18 protein-coding genes are annotated in these 19,966 nt (G+C 38.8%); 4 read left to right on the forward strand and 14 right to left on the reverse strand.

Annotated features, from left to right (window positions below):
• Positions 1-3: 3 nt before the first annotated feature.
• Complete coding sequence (locus KRODI_RS03685) at positions 4-1,350, reverse strand: Na(+)-translocating NADH-quinone reductase subunit A (protein WP_013750228.1); 1,347 nt, start codon at positions 1,348-1,350, stop codon at positions 4-6.
• Between the two features lie 455 nt (positions 1,351-1,805).
• On the opposite strand from KRODI_RS03685, the gene KRODI_RS03690 reads away from it, so the two are divergent.
• The 3 genes from KRODI_RS03690 to apaG all read left to right on the forward strand — a co-directional run bounded on the left by KRODI_RS03690 (position 1,806) and on the right by apaG (position 4,719).
• On the forward strand, positions 1,806-3,059 hold the full coding sequence (locus KRODI_RS03690) for a type IX secretion system plug protein domain-containing protein (RefSeq protein ID WP_013750229.1): 1,254 nt from the start codon (positions 1,806-1,808) through the stop codon (positions 3,057-3,059).
• Positions 3,060-3,136: 77 nt separating this feature from the next.
• On the forward strand, positions 3,137-4,330 hold the full coding sequence (locus tag KRODI_RS15050) for a DUF3667 domain-containing protein (protein ID WP_013750230.1): 1,194 nt from the start codon (positions 3,137-3,139) through the stop codon (positions 4,328-4,330).
• Positions 4,331-4,332: 2 nt separating this feature from the next.
• On the forward strand, positions 4,333-4,719 hold the full coding sequence (gene apaG, locus KRODI_RS03700) for a Co2+/Mg2+ efflux protein ApaG (RefSeq protein ID WP_013750231.1): 387 nt from the start codon (positions 4,333-4,335) through the stop codon (positions 4,717-4,719).
• Here the strand turns inward: apaG and KRODI_RS03705 are convergent.
• Positions 4,688-5,698: a DUF6695 family protein gene (locus KRODI_RS03705; RefSeq protein WP_013750232.1), complete on the reverse strand. Its 1,011-nt coding sequence runs from the start codon at positions 5,696-5,698 to the stop codon at positions 4,688-4,690. The genes apaG and KRODI_RS03705 overlap by 32 nt on opposite strands.
• The gene (locus tag KRODI_RS03710; protein ID WP_013750233.1) at positions 5,695-6,411 is read right to left on the reverse strand and encodes an NRDE family protein; all 717 of its coding nucleotides are present in this window, start codon (positions 6,409-6,411) and stop codon (positions 5,695-5,697) included. The genes KRODI_RS03705 and KRODI_RS03710 overlap by 4 nt, the downstream gene beginning before the upstream one ends.
• A 192-nt stretch (positions 6,412-6,603) precedes the next feature.
• On the opposite strand from KRODI_RS03710, the gene pruA reads away from it, so the two are divergent.
• Positions 6,604-8,235, forward strand: a complete 1,632-nt coding sequence (gene pruA, locus KRODI_RS03715) for an L-glutamate gamma-semialdehyde dehydrogenase (protein WP_013750234.1) — start codon at positions 6,604-6,606, stop codon at positions 8,233-8,235.
• A gap of 80 nt (positions 8,236-8,315) precedes the next feature.
• On the opposite strand, the gene KRODI_RS03720 is transcribed toward pruA, so the two are convergent.
• The 11 genes from KRODI_RS03720 to KRODI_RS03770 form a co-directional block, all read right to left on the reverse strand.
• On the reverse strand, positions 8,316-9,560 hold the full coding sequence (locus KRODI_RS03720; protein WP_013750235.1) for a sulfate adenylyltransferase subunit 1: 1,245 nt from the start codon (positions 9,558-9,560) through the stop codon (positions 8,316-8,318).
• 3 nt (positions 9,561-9,563) lie between these two features.
• Entirely contained in the window at positions 9,564-10,463 is a 900-nt protein-coding gene (cysD, locus tag KRODI_RS03725) for a sulfate adenylyltransferase subunit CysD (RefSeq protein WP_013750236.1), read from the reverse strand.
• A 12-nt stretch (positions 10,464-10,475) separates the two neighbouring features.
• Entirely contained in the window at positions 10,476-11,099 is a 624-nt protein-coding gene (locus tag KRODI_RS03730; protein WP_013750237.1) for a phosphoadenosine phosphosulfate reductase family protein, read from the reverse strand.
• On the reverse strand, positions 11,099-11,362 hold the full coding sequence (locus tag KRODI_RS03735; protein WP_041295612.1) for a DUF2061 domain-containing protein: 264 nt from the start codon (positions 11,360-11,362) through the stop codon (positions 11,099-11,101). The genes KRODI_RS03730 and KRODI_RS03735 overlap by 1 nt, the downstream gene beginning before the upstream one ends.
• Before the next feature lie 113 nt (positions 11,363-11,475).
• Positions 11,476-11,901 (reverse strand): RrF2 family transcriptional regulator, encoded by a 426-nt coding sequence (locus KRODI_RS03740; protein ID WP_013750239.1) that lies wholly within the window; start codon positions 11,899-11,901, stop codon positions 11,476-11,478.
• Positions 11,902-12,004: 103 nt separating this feature from the next.
• The gene (metF, locus tag KRODI_RS03745; protein WP_013750240.1) at positions 12,005-12,970 is read right to left on the reverse strand and encodes a methylenetetrahydrofolate reductase [NAD(P)H]; all 966 of its coding nucleotides are present in this window, start codon (positions 12,968-12,970) and stop codon (positions 12,005-12,007) included.
• A gap of 3 nt (positions 12,971-12,973) precedes the next feature.
• The gene (gene metH / locus KRODI_RS03750; RefSeq protein WP_013750241.1) at positions 12,974-15,703 is read right to left on the reverse strand and encodes a methionine synthase; all 2,730 of its coding nucleotides are present in this window, start codon (positions 15,701-15,703) and stop codon (positions 12,974-12,976) included.
• A complete protein-coding gene (locus KRODI_RS03755) occupies positions 15,703-16,701 on the reverse strand; it encodes a homocysteine S-methyltransferase family protein (RefSeq protein WP_013750242.1) in 999 nt (332 codons plus the stop codon). Before KRODI_RS03755 ends, metH begins: the two co-directional genes overlap by 1 nt.
• Positions 16,698-17,870: a trans-sulfuration enzyme family protein gene (locus tag KRODI_RS03760; protein WP_013750243.1), complete on the reverse strand. Its 1,173-nt coding sequence runs from the start codon at positions 17,868-17,870 to the stop codon at positions 16,698-16,700. Before KRODI_RS03760 ends, KRODI_RS03755 begins: the two co-directional genes overlap by 4 nt.
• A complete protein-coding gene (locus tag KRODI_RS03765) occupies positions 17,870-18,958 on the reverse strand; it encodes an aspartokinase (protein ID WP_013750244.1) in 1,089 nt (362 codons plus the stop codon). The genes KRODI_RS03760 and KRODI_RS03765 overlap by 1 nt, the downstream gene beginning before the upstream one ends.
• Positions 18,946-19,923 (reverse strand): alpha/beta fold hydrolase, encoded by a 978-nt coding sequence (locus KRODI_RS03770; RefSeq protein ID WP_013750245.1) that lies wholly within the window; start codon positions 19,921-19,923, stop codon positions 18,946-18,948. The genes KRODI_RS03765 and KRODI_RS03770 overlap by 13 nt, the downstream gene beginning before the upstream one ends.
• Between the last annotated feature and the right edge of the window lie 43 nt (positions 19,924-19,966).

Here is a 19,966-nt window from a genome sequence, read left to right on the forward strand (position 1 = left end):
AACTTATCCTATTTCTTTATACATAACATCTAATCCCTTTCTGATAATTTCTTGATGTGGCTGTTTAGACACACACATGAATTCAGTAAGTGCAAAATCTTCTGGAGCTACTTCATACATCCCAAGTGCTTCCATCTCATCTAGATCTTCTACCATACAAGCCTTAAGGATTTGCATAGGGTAAATATCTAAAGGAAAAACCTCTTCATAGTTTCCTGTTACTACAAACGCACGGTGCTCACCATTTGTATTAGTATCAAGATCATACTTTTTATTAGGCTGCATCCATGAGAACGTAAGTGCTCTAGATGGAGATATCTTATCAAAAACAGGCTTATTCCACCCAAAGAATTCATAATCATCTCCTTCTGGAATAGCAACAAACTCAGTTGCATAAAAACCTAAAGCTCCTTCTGGACTCACTTTACTACCAGTAAGTACATTACCAGAAATAAAACGATTATTATCTCCCTCTACTCCTGCAGCATATGCAAATGTAGAAACCTCTGCCCCTATCATTGTCTTATAATACTTAGGTGCTTTGATAGATGAACCAGATACAGATATTACACGTTGTGCATTAAACTTACCCGTAAGCAACAACTCTCCAATAATAGCTAGATCCTGTGCGGCAATCGTCCATACAGTTTCACCTTTATTAATTGGGCTCGTTTTATTTATTAAAGTTCCAACGTTCCCAGCTGGGTGTGGTCCTTTTACTGTATGAGTTACAACATCTTTAAGTCCAGAAAATATAGAAGAGCTTGCTCCTATAGATACATGAACACCTCCAGAAGTAAGCGTTGCAAGCGCAGAAACTGCTGCTTGTAAGTGCGCCTCCTTCCCTGCAAGAACAAAATCAAGGTCTGCAGCGAGTGGCCCTGTATTTAATCCAGAGATAAAAATCGCCTTTGGAGTTACTGTTGGGTTTGCAACAACATCATAAGGACGTTGCTTGATAAATGGCCAAACCCCTCCCTCAAGTAATCTCGCTTTCACCGCCTCTGCACTTGCAGATGCTCCTAAAGCTCCAAGATCACGAGTAGCACCAGCATAATCTGCTTCAATTACAATATCAGTAATCACACGGCGTGCGCCACGCTTGATTTCTGTAATTGTTCCAGCAACTGGAGATACAAATTTGATTTCTTCTTGAGATTTTGAGTAAAATATTACATCTCCAGCCTGTAGGGTCGCTCCTTCTTTTACGACCATTTTAGGGGTAATGAGATGAAAATCTGAAGGTCTAATAGTAATGGTACGCGATCTAGGCGCTTCAGAAATTGTTTTTTCTGCTTCGCCTACTAATCGGATATCAAGACCTTTTTTGATTCTGATGTCTTTTGACATATGTCAGTAGATTTATGTTATCTAAAATCCTCTTAAATTGAGGTTTGCAAATTTACATAATACCGTCCGTATTTCCGAGTGTGACTAAGTGAAAGTATTATTTATAACATTTCTAAATAATGTTTTACACGACTCATTAAACAAAGCTTCTCAAAACACTATATTTCAAACGTTTTAACCGTAAAAAATATCTCTTTTTAAGATTCTTGTTAAGCCTATTTGGCTCAGACTCCTCAAAATTAATTTTAAAATAACATCAAATTAAGGCGCACAATTCTTAAAAAGGAATGAAAATGCTTGCAATCTTACGTTATGCTCCATTGTTGAGATTCACTTCCCGTTATCACATTTTCGCGTAAGCATTATCATCAAACATCATCATTTGCCACACCATATCGATTAACGCAATATCTCGGCATCAAAATTGTTTATATTTGGTATCCATCCATGTTTTTATGAGACCATATTTCACCATTTTATTGATTGTAATTTCGCTGTCTGCTGCTGCTCAAGTAGCACAAGAACTTCCAGAACCTGCATTTATAAAAACTGTACAGTTTAATGAAAACAGTACTACCGGCACCTCGCTGCCTATTATAAAACTGGGGAGCAGTTTGCGACTTTCTTTTGACGATATTATAGGAGATGAGCGTGATTATTTTTATAAGATAACACATCATAATGCAGACTGGACACCTAGTAATCTCGTACGTTCTGAGTTTATGGATGGCATGGATAATGTGCGTATTCTCGGGTTTGAAAACTCGGTTGCCACTCTACAACTTTACACTCATTACGACCTAAGCATCCCTAACCAGATGACTAAGAGACTTACTAAAACAGGTAATTACCTCTTGAGTATTTATGATGAGGATGACAATCTTGTTTTCTCTCGTAAGTTTATGATTTTTAATCCTCAATATAGTGTGGGAGCAGAGGTTAAGAGGTCTCGCGACTTGAGATACATAGATAATAAACAGGTGCTACGCTTTTTCGTAGACTCTGGTGATGACCTCATTATCAATCCAAAAACTAATTTACATACCGTTCTCATCCAGAATAACAACTTAAAAACTGCTATTACAGGCATAAATCCTCAATATAATATAGGGAGCAAACTTGAGTATCGCTATGATCAAGAAACAGCTTTCTGGGGTGGTAATGAGTTTTTTAACTTTGAAAATAAAGATGTGCGATCTTCTACATTTGCCATACGCAGCATAGAGCTTAAAAGTCTTTACCACAATTATCTATACACAAGTCCCGCTCGTTATGATGAACCATACACTTACAATCCAGACATTAATGGCAACTTCTTAATAAACACCTTACAAGGTCGAACACCACTCACAGAGGCAGAGTATGTGTGGATTCATTTCTCTTTGCAGTATCCAGAAATTAACGAAGGACAGTCTATCCATATCTATGGAAACTTTAATAATTATGTAATCGACAAGAGCACTGCACTAACTTATAATGGTGACTCACGCCGTTATGAATTACCTTATTTACTAAAGCAAGGTTTTTATAACTATCGCTACGTACTAGTGAATGCAGATGGAAGCATAGAAGAAAAAAAGAATATAGACGGCAATTTCTGGCAGACAGAAAATGATTATCAAATATTAGTGTACTACCGCAGACCAGGTGGACGTTTTGATGAACTCCTAGGATATGGCACTACAAATTCTAGCCAGATTACAAATTAATCCTGTTGTAAACAGTTAGTATTACTTCTTTACGCTTTCGCGAAAGCGTATCCTTCTAAAAATCCTATATTTATATCGTGAAGGAAACAGAAATCAAATCAACTAGCCGAAAGGCAATGCGATATAGAGGAGTAGAGTGCTTAAACTGCAAGCACCCTCTAGAACTCTCCGACCGCTTTTGTGCATACTGCGGACAGATTAACACCACTAAGAGACTTACTCTCAAAGATTTTTTCAATGAGTTTATACTGAGCGTGTTTACTTATGATTCTCGTTTTAGATACACTGTAAAAGATTTATTGTTTAAACCAGGCACCATCACTAGGTATTATGTAGATGGCAAACGTCTTAAATATGCAAACCCTTTTCGGTTTTTTCTAAGCGCCTCTATTTCTTACTTTATAATACTAGCCATCATAGGCTTTATAAATGGTAATAATGACTTAGACTTCACAGATGATGGAGCCATCCAGTTCAATGTTGATGAAGCACAAGGAGATATTGACGCAATAAAAGCCATAACGAAAGACATCAACATAAATGAACTTCAAGACCTCAACCAAGAAGATGCAGATCTGCTAGAAGAAAGAATTAATAATACTATAGAAAATAGCGTCTCAAAACTTAAAGAGCGAAAAAAGACAAAGGACTCCACAAAGAGAGCCGTCAAGAAAGTTCCTTACAGCACCCGTTCTGAAGCCTCTATTGACGGGATGTATCTTTCTAAAATTGCAACAAAGGGCGAGATTTTTTATGATTTCTTTGAGTATACAGAAATAAGTGATCCAGTAACTGCTCTCGATAGTTTAAACTTTAGCAAGACTAGAACAAACATTTTTTTATATAGCAAGAATGAAGATATAAAACGTGTAAAAGATAATCCAGCACGTTTTATTAGGTTCTTAGCTTCTAAAATTCCCTTTTTCTTATTCTTTTTCGCACCAATTTTTGCACTCTTTTTGTGGCTGATTTATTCAAAAAAACGATTCAACTATATGGAACATCTAGTGTTCATATTCCATATCTTTAGTTGGGTCTTTCTAGTACTACTCATTGCCTTAATTCCAGACCTACTTATTGGGGATGAAATAGTTGCATCACTCCTACTTCTATTAGTAGGTCCTTTTTACTTTTACAAGGCACTTCGTAATTTTTACAAACAAAAACGAAGGTGGACGTTACTAAAATTTGTATTTTTAAATATCATATTCTATTTAGGAGCAACATTATTTGCCGTGATTTTCTTTGCAATCACTGCATTTTTATTTTAAGAATGGTACAACAAGTTACAAGAGGAATTAAAATTTCTGTAGAGACTACCTTTGAGGGTACATTTTATAAAAATCATAAAATGCGCTATGCCTTTGGCTACAAAATAACGATTGCAAATCAGAGTAAAGATAGCGTGCAACTTATGGCTCGTCACTGGAGAATAACAGATGCCCTTAGCGCACCAGAGACCGTTGCCGGAGAAGGTGTCATAGGTAAAAAACCTGTTCTTAAACCTGGCGAAAGCCACACCTACAGTTCTGGATGCTTGCTCAACTCTGCCTTTGGGGCAATGCAAGGTTTTTACCAAATGGTAAACTTTACTACTACACGTAATTTTAGAGTAAAAATCCCAGTATTTAAGCTGAGTGCACCGTTTGCTTTAAACTAATAGCCGAGAATTCTTGAGAAGTAAGCTCAAGGCGAAAATGTGAATTCCCCTGTTCAAGCGTACAAAAAGCACAATTACTATCGTATACAAAACGATAATTACCCATCACCGAAAAATCCTTTGGAAAAGTGGTCACACCCTCAAAATCCTGCTCACCAAACTCAGTAAATCTTCTAACAATGCCTTTTATCTCAGAGAGAATCTCAAGGTGAAAATAAGCACTACTACCTGTGCCCTCTAGAAAGTAAACGTTTTCTGGCAACACACCCTCATCTTCAACAGTGTATGCAGCGGGAACTCGTCTATCAAAGTAATTTGTAAGATTCTCGCGTAGCGCAGTTGAGTTATATGGAGCAATCACACCGTTAAGAACTTGATAAACTCCTTCTTCTGAAGCGCTTTTCTCAACATTACCTACGGTACTCGGTGTGAACTTCTTGTTACGCTTAAGGTATTTAATAATAGTCTTATCCTCTGTACTAGCTAGTATCGTCTCTGTAACAAAACGAGCGCAATTACTTCCTATTTTTCCAAAGGCTTTATAAGGAACACTGCCCTGATTTTGTAGTGAATGAATGTAAGCAAGTGCTTTCTCATAATTAATAGCCGAGCAAAGCGAAGCTACAAGTCTGCCTGACCCGTGCGTTTTTTCTGGATGTGCATCTAGCCAAAGCAAAAGCTCATCTAGATTTTCAAGTGTTCCACCCTCCACAATAACCGTTACGGGTACTTCAAGCTCTACATCTGTATTAGCTCCTCGCACACGCCCTTTTCCTTTGGGAGTAATATATCTTCCAAAATCAAAATATTGTGCTTTACCAGTCTTATTTTCTATAAGCACAAGTGCCGCATGACCCGCTTTAATGTGAGTACGTGTACCAAGACCCATCAATGGTAAAATTTTACACATGAGCTCATCAGACATTTTTACAAACGTATCTGGAAACGCGAGCACTATAATCTTCCCGTTATATATCACGCAGGTATCATTTCAAATTGAGCGGTGTGAACTTCTTCCTTTTGAAGGTCATTATACGTCATCACGCATGTATCATCTATTTTCTCCACCTGAGTAACACTTACTGTTTTTAAAAGTCCGCGATTGATTTGTAAGTCAACATGCGCATCTCCTTCTCCTGCTTTGGTGTGAAATTCAAACAAACTCTCTTTACTCCAATCTGTAGTTTCTTTAAATGCAGCAAACCACATACGACGTTTTTCTTTCATAGTAGCATCATATAAGGTAGATGAGGACCATATTTTAGGCTCATTATCTAATAATGTTATATGTGCTTTATCACCATCCCAAACTAATTCTGTCGCTTTGAGATCACCACTCCAATCTATAGCAACAATTGTAAAAGGTTCAATACCCTCATAATTGAACGTATCGATAGCCTCAGACAAATCGGCTGCCTTAAGAAGTTCTTTTACAACGATGCCACGGCTCATTCTGTAACTTTCTTTTCTCACGTGTATTTCAAAACCTCCGTTAAGCAAGCATATCATCCTATTTTTTTCGGAAATACCTATCCACGTTCCACCAGCGACGGCGTCTTTTGGGAATAGCATTTTTGTTCCATCTACATCATAAAAGTCTGGAGCGAGCGTAGTTCTACCCACCGCCTCATCACGATTAGACGTAAGAATGAACGTATTATTTTCTTTCGGAATATAAGTTACAGTGCACATTGAGGGATAAGTCGCAGTTTAATGGGTGAAATTACGAAAAAAAGAATGGTACGGTTTCCTTAAACATGTTTCTAAGTTACGCTTTCGCGAAAGCATAAAAACCCCACTTGTTACACTCTTGCCAAAGACCTGTATCATCCTATCTTAAATTTGTAACTTTACAATTCGTAAAAAACAAAACAAAAAAACATCATGGGAAAAGGATTTTTTCAAGTTCCAGTTGCTGTAAACGAAGAGGTAAAATCGTATGCTCCAGGCTCTCCAGAACGCGAGGCGGTAGCAGCAGCTTATAAAGAATTATTTAATGCACATACAGAAGTACCGATGTACATCAACGGTAAAGAAGTGCGCACAAAAAACACACGCACGATCACTCCACCACACGATCACAAGAAAGTGGTAGGTGAGTATCATCTTGCAGAAAAAACACATATTGATCAAGCAATCGCTGGAGCACTAGAAGCTCGTACAGAGTGGGCAGAGCTTCCATGGGAGCAACGTGCAGGAATCTTTCTTAAAGCTGCAGAGCTTATTGCAGGACCATACCGCGCAAAGATTAATGCTGCAACGATGATCAACCAGTCTAAGACAATCTATCAAGCAGAAATTGATGCTGCTTGTGAGCTTATAGACTTCTTACGTTTTAACGTGCAGTTTATGACAGACATCTATAATGAGCAGCCAGAGTCTACTTCTGGAGCTTGGAATAGATTAGAATACCGTCCACTAGAAGGATTTATCTACGCGATTACTCCTTTTAACTTTACCGCAATTGCTGCAAACCTTCCTGCTGCCTGTGCACTTATGGGGAATGTAGTAGTATGGAAGCCTTCTGATAGCCAGATGCTATCTGCTAAGATTATTCTTGACATCTTCCGTGAAGCTGGTGTACCAGATGGTGTAATCCAAGTTGTACACGGAGATCCTATCATGATTACAGATACAGTACTTGCAAGCCCAGATTTTTCTGGACTACACTTTACAGGATCTACACACGTATTTAAGGATATCTGGAAAAAAATAGGTGAGAATATTCACAATTACAAAACATACCCACGTATCGTAGGTGAAACTGGTGGTAAAGATTTTATCGTTGCTCACCCTAGTGCTCCTGCTAAGCAAGTTGCAACAGCAATCTCGCGTGGTGCTTTTGAATTCCAAGGACAGAAATGTAGTGCGGCAAGTCGCGGTTACATCCCTGCTTCTATCTGGAAAGAAGTAAAAAAGTACGTTATAGAAGATGTAAAGTCTTTTAAAATGGGTTCTCCAGAGGATATGACTAACTTCATTACTGCGGTAATACACGAAGGATCTTTTGACAAGCTCGCAAAATATATTGACCAAGCAAAAGAAGATGCAAATGCAGAGATCATCGTAGGTGGTGGACACGACAAGAAGAAAGGTTACTTTATTGAGCCTACTGTTATCGTAACTACAGATCCTAACTATACAACAATGCACACAGAGCTTTTTGGCCCAGTAATGACTATCTACGTATATGAAGATAAAGACTGGAGCGAGATGCTTAAGCTTGTAGACAGCACTAGTGAGTATGCACTTACTGGAGCAATACTAGCAACAGATCGTTATGCTGTACAAGAGGCTACTAAGGCTCTTAAAAATGCGGCAGGTAACTTCTATATTAACGACAAACCTACTGGAGCAGTTGTAGGGCAACAACCTTTTGGTGGAGCTCGTGCATCTGGAACTAATGACAAGGCTGGTTCTATGCTTAACTTATTACGATGGGTAAGCCCACGTATGATTAAGGAAACATTTGTAACTCCTACAGATTACAGGTACCCTTTCTTAGCAAAGAAGTAATACACTAAGACAACTACTAATGATAAAGCCCATTCTTTTAAAGAATGGGCTTTGTTTTTTTACATACTATGATGATTGGCTTACTGTATAAACCCTACTCCAGCTGTTGTATTTGTAATAGGGTCTATGATAATAAATGAGCCTCCTTGTTTATGATCTGTATAACGATCATAAAAAAGTGATTTGGCAAGTTTAAAATGTACCGTTGCAATTTCATTAATTGTTACTTCACTTGCGCCAGCTTCTGGTATAGAAAAATCTGTAGGGATAATTTCTTGTATTTGAGACACCTTTGCAAGTATGCGCTGCGTTGTATGCTGTAGCTCGTACTTTTTACCGGCCGTAAGCACCATGTCATCCATCCAGCATACGGTTGCTGTAAGCTCTTTGGTTTGTTGAGGCACTTCGGTAGACTTCACAATGACATCACCTCTAGTTACATTAATATCATCTTCTAGCGTGAGTGTTATTGAGTTACCAGCTGGCGCTTCTTTAAAAGAATCTTTGTAGCTGAATATATCTTGAACCTTTGAAGATTTTAAACTAGGCAGTACCGTTATCTCGTCTCCTACCGCTATTGAACTTCCATACACCTTACCCGCATACCCTCTAAAATCATGAAATGCATTGGTTTTTGGTCGTATTACCGATTGCACTGGAAAACGCATTGGCGTATCGCTAGCTGCTTCTGGAATTACATTTTCTAAATATTCTAAAATAGATGGTCCTTGATACCAGTCCATTTTCGCGGAAGCGGAAGCCACATTATCACCAGTAAGTGCACTTATAGGAATAAACGTTATCTCTTGATCTTTATAACCACTCTTTGCTCGAAGTGCATCAATGTCATTTTTAATACTATCAAAAACAGACTGATCATAATCTACCAAGTCCATTTTATTTACTGCAATTACCACGTGCTTAACTTGTAAAAGCGCATTGATAAAGAAGTGCCTAAATGTTTGCTCGATAACGCCTTTTCTAGCATCTATAAGAATAATAGAAACAGCAGCATTTGACGCTCCTGTAATCATATTACGAGTATACTCTACATGCCCAGGGCTGTCTGCTATAATGTAACTTTTAGTAGGTGTCGAAAAATAAATGTGTGCTACATCAATCGTGATTCCTTGCTCACGTTCTGCCACTAATCCATCTGTTGCTAGTGAAAAGTCTAGGTAATCATACCCTAACTTTTTACTGCTTTTTTCTATAGCCTCAAGTTTATCATCAGTAAGTGATTGCGTGTCGTATAACAACCTACCTATTAAAGTACTCTTTCCATCATCTACACTTCCAGCAGTTGCCAGTTTCAATACCTCCATAATCTAAAAATAACCTTGTTGTTTACGTTTTTCCATTGCTGCCTCACTTCGTTTATCATCTATACGAGCTCCACGTTCTGAAATACGGCTTACTTTAATTTCGTTTACTATCTGTTGGATGGTAATTGCCTCAGAAGCTACAGCGGCAGTACATGTCATATCACCTACGGTTCTAAAACGCACTACACGATCTTCTACCTCTTCATTGTCATCTCTATACACACAATCTGAAGCACTCCATATCATTCCGTCACGCTCAAACGTTTTTCTTGTGTGTGAAAAGTAAATACTTGGAATTTCAATTTGTTCTTGTTGTATGTAGCTCCACACGTCAAGCTCTGTCCAGTTTGAGATAGGAAAAACGCGCACGTTTTGTCCCAATTCTATATTACCGTTGAGCAAGTCAAATAATTCTGGTCGCTGATTTTTTTCGTCCCACTGTCCAAAATCATCTCGTACCGAAAAGATACGTTCTTTTGCACGTGCTTTTTCCTCATCACGACGAGCGCCACCTATACATGCATCAAACTTAAACTCCTCAATAGCATCAAGTAGTGTAGTTGTCTGTAGACTATTTCTACTAGCATATTTACCAGTTTCTTCTGTCACTTTCCCCTGATCAATTGCATCTTGCACATTACGTACAATTAAATTGAGTCCAAGTTCCTTTACTAAATCATCTCTGAATTTGATGGTCTCTGGAAAGTTGTGACCAGTATCTACATGTAATAATGGAAATGGAATCGCGGCTGGGTAAAATGCTTTTTGAGCAAGTCTCACTAAAGTGATGCTATCTTTTCCTCCCGAAAATAATAACACTGGATTTTCAAACTGAGCAACTACCTCTCTAAATATATAAATGGACTCACTCTCGAGTGCATTAGTCTTTAATATCTCTTTCATATGTCTCTCTGCTTAGAGATGTAAACCACATTCTCTATGTTCTAAAACTTTTGTTGGGTCAGAATAATTATGCTCATTGGGTAATTCATGATCTATTAAGTACTTGTCTAACTCACTATCTGACCAATAGTAAAAAGGGCTTACTTTAAGAACGCCATCTTTACTTAAACTTAAAATATCTAGATTATCTCTATGTGCCGTTTGCCCTTGTCTTAAATTAGTAAACCACACATCTGGCTTATGCACTTCCATAGCTCTACGGAAAGGCTCTAATTTCACCTGCTCTGTAAACTCTTTATGACTTTCATCTGTGACTGAAGGATTACCCATCACTACATCACGATGTGCACGTGTTTGTCGTGGCACATATAAATCAACAGAAAGCGCTAGCTGATTAATAACCTCTTCTGCGTGCTTATAGGTTTCTGGAGTATTGTAACCTGTATCACACCATACTACATTAATCTTATCAAACTCCTGAGAAACCACATGTAAGATGGCTGCCTCATAAGGTCTGAAATTTGTTGTTATTACAGGTCTTCCAGCATGTTCTAATGCCCATTTTACAACGTCTGATGGGCTTTGTGATTTTAAAGCACTATTAAATTGTACTATTTGCTCTTTAGTAAACTTCATTATTTTCCCCATTTTATTAAATTCCAAACACGCTCATGAAAAAAATAGAGCGCCATTTTTGATACTAATTCTACTGCCCCTATACTCAACGCTAAGGCTAGCGTACCAGTTACAAACCACGAAATTGCGATTGTATCAAGAGTCCCTATTGCTCTCCAGCTTATGGACTTCACGATACTGCGCATAGGTTTTTCTGCCGAGGCAGAGGTTTTCTCTTTAGAAGTATTTTTTGATTGTTTTAAAACAAGTGAATCGATAATCATTTCAGAATTATTTATTCCTATAGGATTACTAGGGTTAATCGGCAAATGTAAAATTATTAACTTAGGTTAACAAGAATAATTGTTGTTTTAAAGAAAAAAGCGAGTGAATAGAACTACGAACTAGCAGCCGCTACAAGGTCTGCAAGGGTGTTTTTCTCTAGAACGAGTAATGTATTGTCCCTTATTTGAATCATTAAACTATGAACAGCACATGCATCTTCATCTTTACAATCTGCACAACGTTCATAATAATTAAGAGATACACATGGTAGCATGGCAACGGGTCCTTCAAGTACTCTCATGACCTCAACCATTTTAATATCCTTAGGCTCACGTCGCAGTTGGTAACCACCTCCTTTACCTTTTCGGCTGGATACGAAGCCCGCTTTTTTAAGCGTAAGCATAATGCTTTCAAGAAATTTTTGCGAGATATTCTCACTTTCGGCAATGGTGCCTATTTGCACCAAAGCATCTTCCCGTTGTTCACGGGCAATGTATGTTAGGGCTTTAATGCCGTATTTAGTTTTTCGCGAAAGCATATCTAAAACGAAAGTACTAAAAAACTGCACTTAGAAATAGAGATATGAACAGTATATAAATGATAATATCACAATCATGTAAATTCCCATGACAACATTTCAATTAAAAAACAGCCGCTGCTATCTGTCTAATATTATCACTTTTACCCATAGAATAGTAATGAAGCACAGGGACTCCTGCGGCTTTGAGCTCCTTACTTTGCTGGATACACCACTCTATCCCTACTTGCCGAATTGCTGCAGCATCTTTTGCGTTTACAACTTCCATCACTAATGCATCTGGCACGTCTACGCTAAAGCGTTGCGGAATTAAATTGAGTTGCTTCTTTGTTGCCAGCGGCTTGAGACCTGGTATGATAGGTTTTGTAATACCTGCGGCTCTGCACTTATCTACAAAGTCGAAGTATTTCTGATTATCAAAAAACATTTGAGTTACCACATAACAGGCTCCAGCTTCTAGCTTTTTCTTTAAAAAATGAATATCACTTTCTAGACTTGGAGCTTCTAGGTGCTTTTCCGGATATCCCGCCACGCCTATGCAAAAATCTGTTTTTGCACTGTTCTGCAAATCTTCATCTAAGTAGGTACCGTTATTTAAATCAATGATTTGCTCCACGAGGTCTTGTGCATAGATATTCCCATTTTTATTGGGCTTGTAGTAAGTTTCACTCTTAACTGCATCACCACGTAGAGCCATCACATTCTCAATACCTAGAAAATCCATATCTATCAAAAAATTCTCAGTATCTTCTTTAGAAAATCCACCACATAAAACGTGCGGCACAGCGTCTACTTGATAGCGGTTTTGGATTGCTGCACAAATCCCCACTGTTCCCGGGCGCTTGCGCACTACCTTTTTCTCTAGCAACCCGTCTTCCCGTTCCTTATAAATATATTCTTCACGATGGTAAGTCACATCTATAAAAGGCGGCTTAAATTCCATTAATGGGTCTATATTATCAAAAATGGTGTTGATATTTTGCCCTTTGAGAGGTGGCAAGATTTCAAATGAAAAATCGGTTCTCTTCTCTTCTATTGCCTTTGCTATGTGATCTCTTACTTTCGTCATAATCTACTCTGCTATATTTGGGGTGAGCCATTTTTCCGCTTTCGCGAAAGCAATATTTTTGCGGCTCGCATAGTCCTTTATTTGATCTTCTTTTATTTTTCCTAGTCCGAAATACCTCGCCTCAGGGTGCCCAAAATAATAACCACTTACACTTGCCGCAGGCCACATTGCCAAACTTTCGGTAAGTGAAACACCAATTGATTCTTCCACACCAAGCAACTTCCAGATAGTCTCTTTCTCCAAATGATCTGGACAAGCCGGATAACCTGGCGCTGGACGTATTCCTTGGTATTTTTCTTTAATTAAATCTGTATTTGCTAGTGCTTCTCTGGTGGCATAGCCCCAGTGCTTTGTGCGTACTTCCTTGTGTAAATATTCGGCAAAGGCTTCGGCGAGTCTGTCTGCAAGTGCTTTAATCATAATGGCGCTATAGTCATCTAGTGCATCTTCAAACTCTTTTGCCTTTCTGGCTGTTCCAAATCCTGTCGTGACACAGAAGGCGCCTATATAATCTTGAATACCACTATCGAGCGGTGCTATAAAATCTGACAGTGAAATATTTGGCTTTCCTGCTGCCTTTTTGGATTGCTGGCGTAGCGTTCGGAAAATGACTCCTCCAGCTTCGAAAGGAGACTTTTTATCATCTTGCTTAAAGCCCCTTTCGGGGGTTGGGGGAATTATGATATCATCTTGATGGTTTGCATTTGCTTTAAATAGTCCAAAAGTCGCCTTGGCAGTAAGCCATTTTTCGGCAATGATTTGCTGGAGCATTTGTTGTGCGTCTGCAAAAAGTTCGCTGGCTTGTGTTCCTACCACCTCATCTGTCAAAATCTCTGGATACTTACCGTGTAAATCCCAACTTCTGAAAAACGGACTCCAATCTATAAAAGGCACCAGTTTCTTGAGATCTAAATGTTCCATTACTTGTACACCTAGTTGGTTTGGAGCTACAATATCTTCGGCTTTAAAATCTATTTGATATTTATTCTCCCTGGCTTGCTCAATCGTTACGTATTCTTTGATACGTTGTCTTGAGTTAAAATTTTCGCGAAAGCGTGCATACTCATCTTTTAATTGATCTTTAAAAAGGATACTTGAGTCTTTCTTTAATAAATCACCTACAATAGTCACTGCTCTACTGGCATCATTTACGTGTACAACAGCATTGTTATAATGAGTGTCAATTTTTACAGCGGTGTGGGCTTTGCTCGTGGTTGCACCGCCTATTAACACCGGTATCTTAATATCTAGACGTTGCAACTCCTTAGCTAGATATACCATCTCATCAAGACTAGGCGTAATTAAACCACTTAAGCCTATGATATCTACATTTTCGGAAATGGCTGTCTGAATGATTTTTTCTGGTGAGACCATTACGCCAAGATCAATAATCTCATAATTATTGCAAGCAAGTACTACAGAAACAATATTCTTCCCTATGTCATGTACGTCTCCTTTTACGGTTGCCATGAGTACTTTTCCAGCACTCTGACTTTGACCAGAGGTTCCATTCTTAAGTTTTTCTTCTTCTATAAATGGTAACAAATAGGCAACGGCTTTCTTCATTACTCTAGCAGATTTAACCACCTGTGGCAAAAACATCTTCCCACTTCCAAACAAATCTCCCACTACATTCATCCCCGTCATCAAGTGACCTTCTATCACTTTAATAGGAACATCCACAGATAAGCGGGCTTCTTCTACATCTTCTAGAATATAGGCATCTATTCCTTTTACAAGTGCTCTGGTGATACGACTTTGGATATCTTCTATTCTCCAGGCTTCTGCCTCCTTTTCTGTAATTTCTTTTTGGCCTACGGTTTCTGCAAATGTTAATAATCGTTCTGTGGCATCATCTCTTCTATTGAGAATTACATCTTCTACACGCACTAGCAAATCTTCTGGAATGTTATCATAAATCTCCAGCATAGCAGGGTTTACAATACCTATATTCATCCCGGCCTTTATCGCATGATATAAAAACACAGAATGCATAGCCTCGCGCACTGCGTTGTTACCTCTAAAACTAAAAGAAACATTACTCACCCCACCACTTACAGAACAATGTGGAAGATGCTCACGCACCCATCTCGTAGCCTCTATAAAATCAATGGCATTGCGTTTATGCTCATCCATTCCCGTCGCCACTGGAAAAATATTAAGATCAAAAATGATGTCTTCTGGTGGAAAATTGACTTCATTAACCAAAATCTCGTAACTACGTTTTGAAATCTCGATACGACGATTATAATTATCTGCCTGTCCCTCCTCATCAAAAGCCATGACGACTACGGCAGCGCCGTATCGTTTTATTTTTTTTGCTTGCTCTATAAAATGCGTCTCACCCTCTTTAAGACTTATAGAATTTACTACGCACTTCCCTTGTACGACTTGAAGACCAGCCTCTATAATTTCCCATTTTGAACTGTCTATCATTATAGGAACACGAGAGATGTCTGGCTCTGCAATGACGAGGTTTAAAAACTTAACCATCGCCTCCTTTCCATCAATAAGGCCGTCGTCCATATTGATATCTATAATCTGCGCACCATTTTCTACTTGATCTCTAGCTACAGATAGCGCCTCGTCAAATTTCTCTTCTTTTATAAGCCGTAAAAATTTCTTTGAACCCGCTACATTTGTACGTTCGCCCACATTTATAAAATTACTTTCTGGAGTAATTATTAGTGGCTCTAAGCCTGAAAGACGCATATATCTGGGAGTCACATTCATTATAGCTTACATTTTCTAGGTGTTACATTCTCTACAAGTTGAGCAATAGCTTTAATGTGAGCAGGTGTAGTGCCACAACAACCACCCACTATGTTCACGAGGTTTTTATCGATATATTTTTTAATCTGCGTCGCCATTTGTTCTGGTGTTTCATCATATTCACCAAAGGCATTAGGCAAGCCCGCATTAGGGTGAGCAGAAATCCCGTAGTTAGTAACATTTGCAATGGCTTCGAGGTGTGGTTGTAATTGAGAAGCTCCTAGTGCACAATTAAAGCCAACACTAAGTAGTGGAATATGAGAGATAGAAATCAAAAAAGCTACTGCTGTTTGCCCAGAAAGCGTACGTCCCGAGGCATCGGTAATCGTACCGCTCACCATAATTGGTATGCCTGAGTTGCGTTCTTCCTTTACTTCCTCTATTGCAAAAAGACAAGCTTTTGCATTAAGGGTATCAAACACCGTTTCTACAAGTAACATATCCACACCTCCATCTAGCAAGGCTTCTACTTGTTGTTTATAAGCTACTCTGAGTTCTTCAAAGCTCACTGCACGATAGCCTGGATCATTTACATCTGGAGACATGCTTGCTGTTTTGTTTGTAGGCCCTATACTTCCTGCTACAAATCGTGGTTTGTGCGGTTCTTTTTCTGTAAAAGATTGAGCAACTTCCTTAGCAATTTTCGCGGAAGCATAATTTAAATCATACACGTACTCCTCCATCTCATAATCTGCCATTGCGATAGTCGTACTTGAGAAGGTATTAGTCTCCACAATATCTGCTCCTGCTTCAAAATACTTGCGATGCACCTCTGCAATCGCAGCAGGCTGTGTGAGAGACAGCATATCATTATTACCCTTTACAGAGAGGTGAAAATCCTTAAAGCGCTCTCCTCTAAAATCTTCTTCAGAGAAGTTATATGCTTGCAGCATGGTTCCCATAGCCCCATCAAGAACCAAGATTCTTTCTTGTAATGCGCGTGTGAGTTGGCTTTTCATAATTGATTAAGAGCTTGAAAAATGTCACTTTTAATATCTTCAATATGTTCTAAACCCACAGAAATACGGATTAACCCATCAGTGATTCCTACGGCTTCACGCTCATCTTTTGACAATTTTCCATGAGTAGTACTTGCGGGATGACTTACGATTGTTCTAGTATCTCCAAGATTTGCAGTGAGGGAACACATTGTGATAGCATCTAGAAAGTCACGTCCATTTTCTAAACCTCCGTGTATCTCAATGGTAACAATATTCCCACCAGCTTTCATTTGCTTTTGAGCAAGTTTATGCTGTGGATGCGATGGTAAAAATGGGTAGCGCACCTGCTTCACTTTACCGTGAGATTCTAGCGATATAGCAAGCTTGTGCGCGTTTTTACAATGACGCTCCACGCGCACCGCTAGTGTCTCAAGACTTTTTGAAATTGTCCACGCGTTAAATGGAGATAATGCAGGTCCCGTTACCCTTGCAAATCGATATATTGTATCTATTAACTGCGCACTTCCCACGGTGATTCCTCCCATGGTGCGTCCCTGCCCATCCAGTAATTTTGTCGCAGAGTGTATTACAAGGTCTGCTCCATAGCGTATAGGCTGCTGTAGATACGGTGTTGCAAAACAATTATCTACTATAAATATGAGATTACGCTTTTGCGCAAGCGCTCCCAGACGTTCTAAGTCTGCAATTTCTGTAGCAGGATTTGTGGGAGACTCTACGTATATAATTTTTGTGTTACGTTGTATTTTTGAGGAGATCTCGTCTAGCTCAGTAATATCAAAATAGGTATGAGTGATTCCCCATTTAGGTAAATGTTTTGTAAATAATGTGTGCGTATTCCCAAAAATCGCTCTCGCCGAAAGGACATGATCACCACTATCAAGTAAGGCAGCAAACGTGCTAAAAATAGCACTCATCCCAGTGGCAAAAGTCACGCCTTGCTCTGCTCCCTCTAGCAAACAGATTTTTTCCACCAGCTCTGCACAGTTAGGATTTGTGTAACGGCTGTAGATGTTACGCTTTTTTTCTTCGGCAAAAGAGGCTCTCATTTCTTCGGCGCTGTCAAATACAAAACTCGAAGTGAGATATACCGGCGCGGCATGCTCTTGATGCACAGAGCGCTCAAGTTGCGTGCGTATAGCAAGTGTTTCTGGGTGATGCTTGCTCATTAATTAAGGCTTTGCGTTATTTTAATTATATCACTTAAAACACCTCTTGCCGTAACCGCTTTACCAGCTCCCGCCCCTTGAATCACAAGCGGCTGATCTCCATATGAAGCGGTATAAATCTCAAAAACAGCATCTGCCCCTTGCGTTTGACCTAGTGCTGTAAACTTAGATTCTTGTACTAGTTTTACCTCGAGTTCTTGCGTTTTGACATTGAGTTCTCCCACGTGACGTAGCACTTCGTGTTTTGAAAGTTTACTTTTACTCTCTGTAAAAATGGTGTCAAGTGTTTTTACGCTTTCGCGAAACTGTGATAAAGTAGTTTTTCCATTAAGTTCCTTAGGCACTAAAGATTGAATTTTTACATCTCCAAACTCCTTTCCAAGGCCTATCTCTCTACTTAAAATTAATAGCTTGCGAGCAACATCTTTCCCTGAAAGGTCTTCTCTTGCGTCTGGCTCGGTAAGTCCAAGCGCGTCTGCTTCTAGTAGTATATCTGAAAAGTCTTTATCTTCCTTAGAAAAATTATTGAACAAGTAACTTAATGATCCAGAAAAGACTCCTCGTATCTTATGGATCTCTTCTCCACTTTCATAGAGGTTTTTAATGGTTTCTATAATTGGTAATCCGGCTCCAACGTTTGTTTCGTAACCAAATTTCTTCTTATTAAGTGTAAGAGATGCTCTCAACTTTTTATAGAAATCGTATGACAGTGTGTTTGCAACTTTGTTTGCCGTCACGATATGAAAACCATGCTCTACGAGGTCTATGTAGTTATTTGCAAAGGTTGCGCTAGCCGTTACATCTACTGCTACAAATTCTTGTTCCTGCGTGTGCTCATTATCGTTTTGTTCTTTTATTGTTTTCGCGAAAGCGTAAATATCATCTAGCGTATAAGGCTGCGCTGCGGTCTCAAAATTAGAACTCCAACCAGAGGTGACGTTATCTTTAAATAGCGCCAACTTAGAATTTGCAATACAAAAAATGTTGAGCTTTCTATTTGTAGTTTTTTTATTAAAATCTGTGATCTGCGTGATGAGGGTGCTCCCCACATTACCGATCCCAAAGATGACTATATTTATTTGTGACATAACTGTTTTTGAAAAATAGGTTGTACGATAGCAGCGAGCTGCTCGTATTCAATTAAAAAGGCATCGTGACCATGGATGGAATTTATTTCATGATAGCTAGACGTAATTCCAGTTTCTTGTAGCGCAAGGTGAGTGTCATATATCTCATCTGCTAGAAAAAGTCCGTCGGTATCTATTGCGACAAGGTGCACTTTTGCTGTAAGTTGGCTCACTGCTTCATTAAAGCTTTGTTTACCCTTTGTAATATCTGCCGTAAGCAATAATTGATTCATTAATTTATAAGAAGCAATAGAAAATCGTTCTGATAATCGCTTACCGTGATGATCTAGCCAACTTTGAATATTATATAAAGAAGCTTCTTTTTTAGTGCGATTAAATTTTTCTTTAAAAGAGGCAGGCGTACGATAAAAAGTCATCGCATGGATGCGTGCATCATAGATAGGTTTCTGAGAATGATTTAATAAACTATCTTGAATGTGGCATTGCGCAATCACCCAGTCGGTCGCTTTCCAGTCTGTCGCTATTGGGATAAGATGGTCTGCAAGATTAGGCCTTTGTGTTGCAAGTTCCCAAGCAATCTGACCACCAAGCGAACCTCCTATAATGGCAAAGAGTTTTTTAATATCTAAATGCTCAAGTAAGGCAATTTGAACCTTTGCAATATCACTATTAGTAAATGCTCTATAATTAAGCACAAGATGATTTTGATTATTATCATAACCATTCCCAGGAATATCCATGGCAAGTATGGTATAGCAACTTGTGTCAATCGCTTTATCTACACCAATCAAGTCACTCCACCAACCGTTTTCTCCAGTTATAGAAGAGTTTCCCGTAAGCGCATGATTTACTAGCACGACAGGCGCTGTACCTAATGGCTCACCAAATAATTGATACGTGACATGTAAATGACACGTATATCCCGAGTGTGTTTTAAAATCTTGTAAATCAATGTGTAAAAGCATAGCCTATCTATAAGTTAAAAAAGGGAGTCCCTATGAATAGGGG

The organism is Dokdonia sp. 4H-3-7-5, assembly GCF_000212355.1.
GTDB lineage: Bacteria > Bacteroidota > Bacteroidia > Flavobacteriales > Flavobacteriaceae > Dokdonia.

Coding starts and splice junctions, on each gene's coding strand:
- KRODI_RS03770 (WP_013750245.1), bottom strand. CDS start 19,923: ATGCTTTTACACATTGATTTACAAGATTTTAAAACACACTCGGGATAT.
- KRODI_RS03765 (WP_013750244.1), bottom strand. CDS start 18,958: ATGTCACAAATAAATATAGTCATCTTTGGGATCGGTAATGTGGGGAGC.
- KRODI_RS03730 (WP_013750237.1), bottom strand. CDS start 11,099: ATGAAGTTTACTAAAGAGCAAATAGTACAATTTAATAGTGCTTTAAAA.
- cysD (WP_013750236.1), bottom strand. CDS start 10,463: ATGAAAGAGATATTAAAGACTAATGCACTCGAGAGTGAGTCCATTTAT.
- metF (WP_013750240.1), bottom strand. CDS start 12,970: ATGACGAAAGTAAGAGATCACATAGCAAAGGCAATAGAAGAGAAGAGA.
- apaG (WP_013750231.1), top strand. CDS start 4,333: ATGGTACAACAAGTTACAAGAGGAATTAAAATTTCTGTAGAGACTACC.
- KRODI_RS03685 (WP_013750228.1), bottom strand. CDS start 1,350: ATGTCAAAAGACATCAGAATCAAAAAAGGTCTTGATATCCGATTAGTA.
- KRODI_RS03690 (WP_013750229.1), top strand. CDS start 1,806: ATGAGACCATATTTCACCATTTTATTGATTGTAATTTCGCTGTCTGCT.
- metH (WP_013750241.1), bottom strand. CDS start 15,703: ATGAATGTGACTCCCAGATATATGCGTCTTTCAGGCTTAGAGCCACTA.
- pruA (WP_013750234.1), top strand. CDS start 6,604: ATGGGAAAAGGATTTTTTCAAGTTCCAGTTGCTGTAAACGAAGAGGTA.
- KRODI_RS03710 (WP_013750233.1), bottom strand. CDS start 6,411: ATGTGCACTGTAACTTATATTCCGAAAGAAAATAATACGTTCATTCTT.
- KRODI_RS03735 (WP_041295612.1), bottom strand. CDS start 11,362: ATGATTATCGATTCACTTGTTTTAAAACAATCAAAAAATACTTCTAAA.
- KRODI_RS03755 (WP_013750242.1), bottom strand. CDS start 16,701: ATGAAAAGCCAACTCACACGCGCATTACAAGAAAGAATCTTGGTTCTT.
- KRODI_RS03720 (WP_013750235.1), bottom strand. CDS start 9,560: ATGGAGGTATTGAAACTGGCAACTGCTGGAAGTGTAGATGATGGAAAG.
- KRODI_RS03760 (WP_013750243.1), bottom strand. CDS start 17,870: ATGAGCAAGCATCACCCAGAAACACTTGCTATACGCACGCAACTTGAG.
- KRODI_RS03740 (WP_013750239.1), bottom strand. CDS start 11,901: ATGCTTTCGCGAAAAACTAAATACGGCATTAAAGCCCTAACATACATT.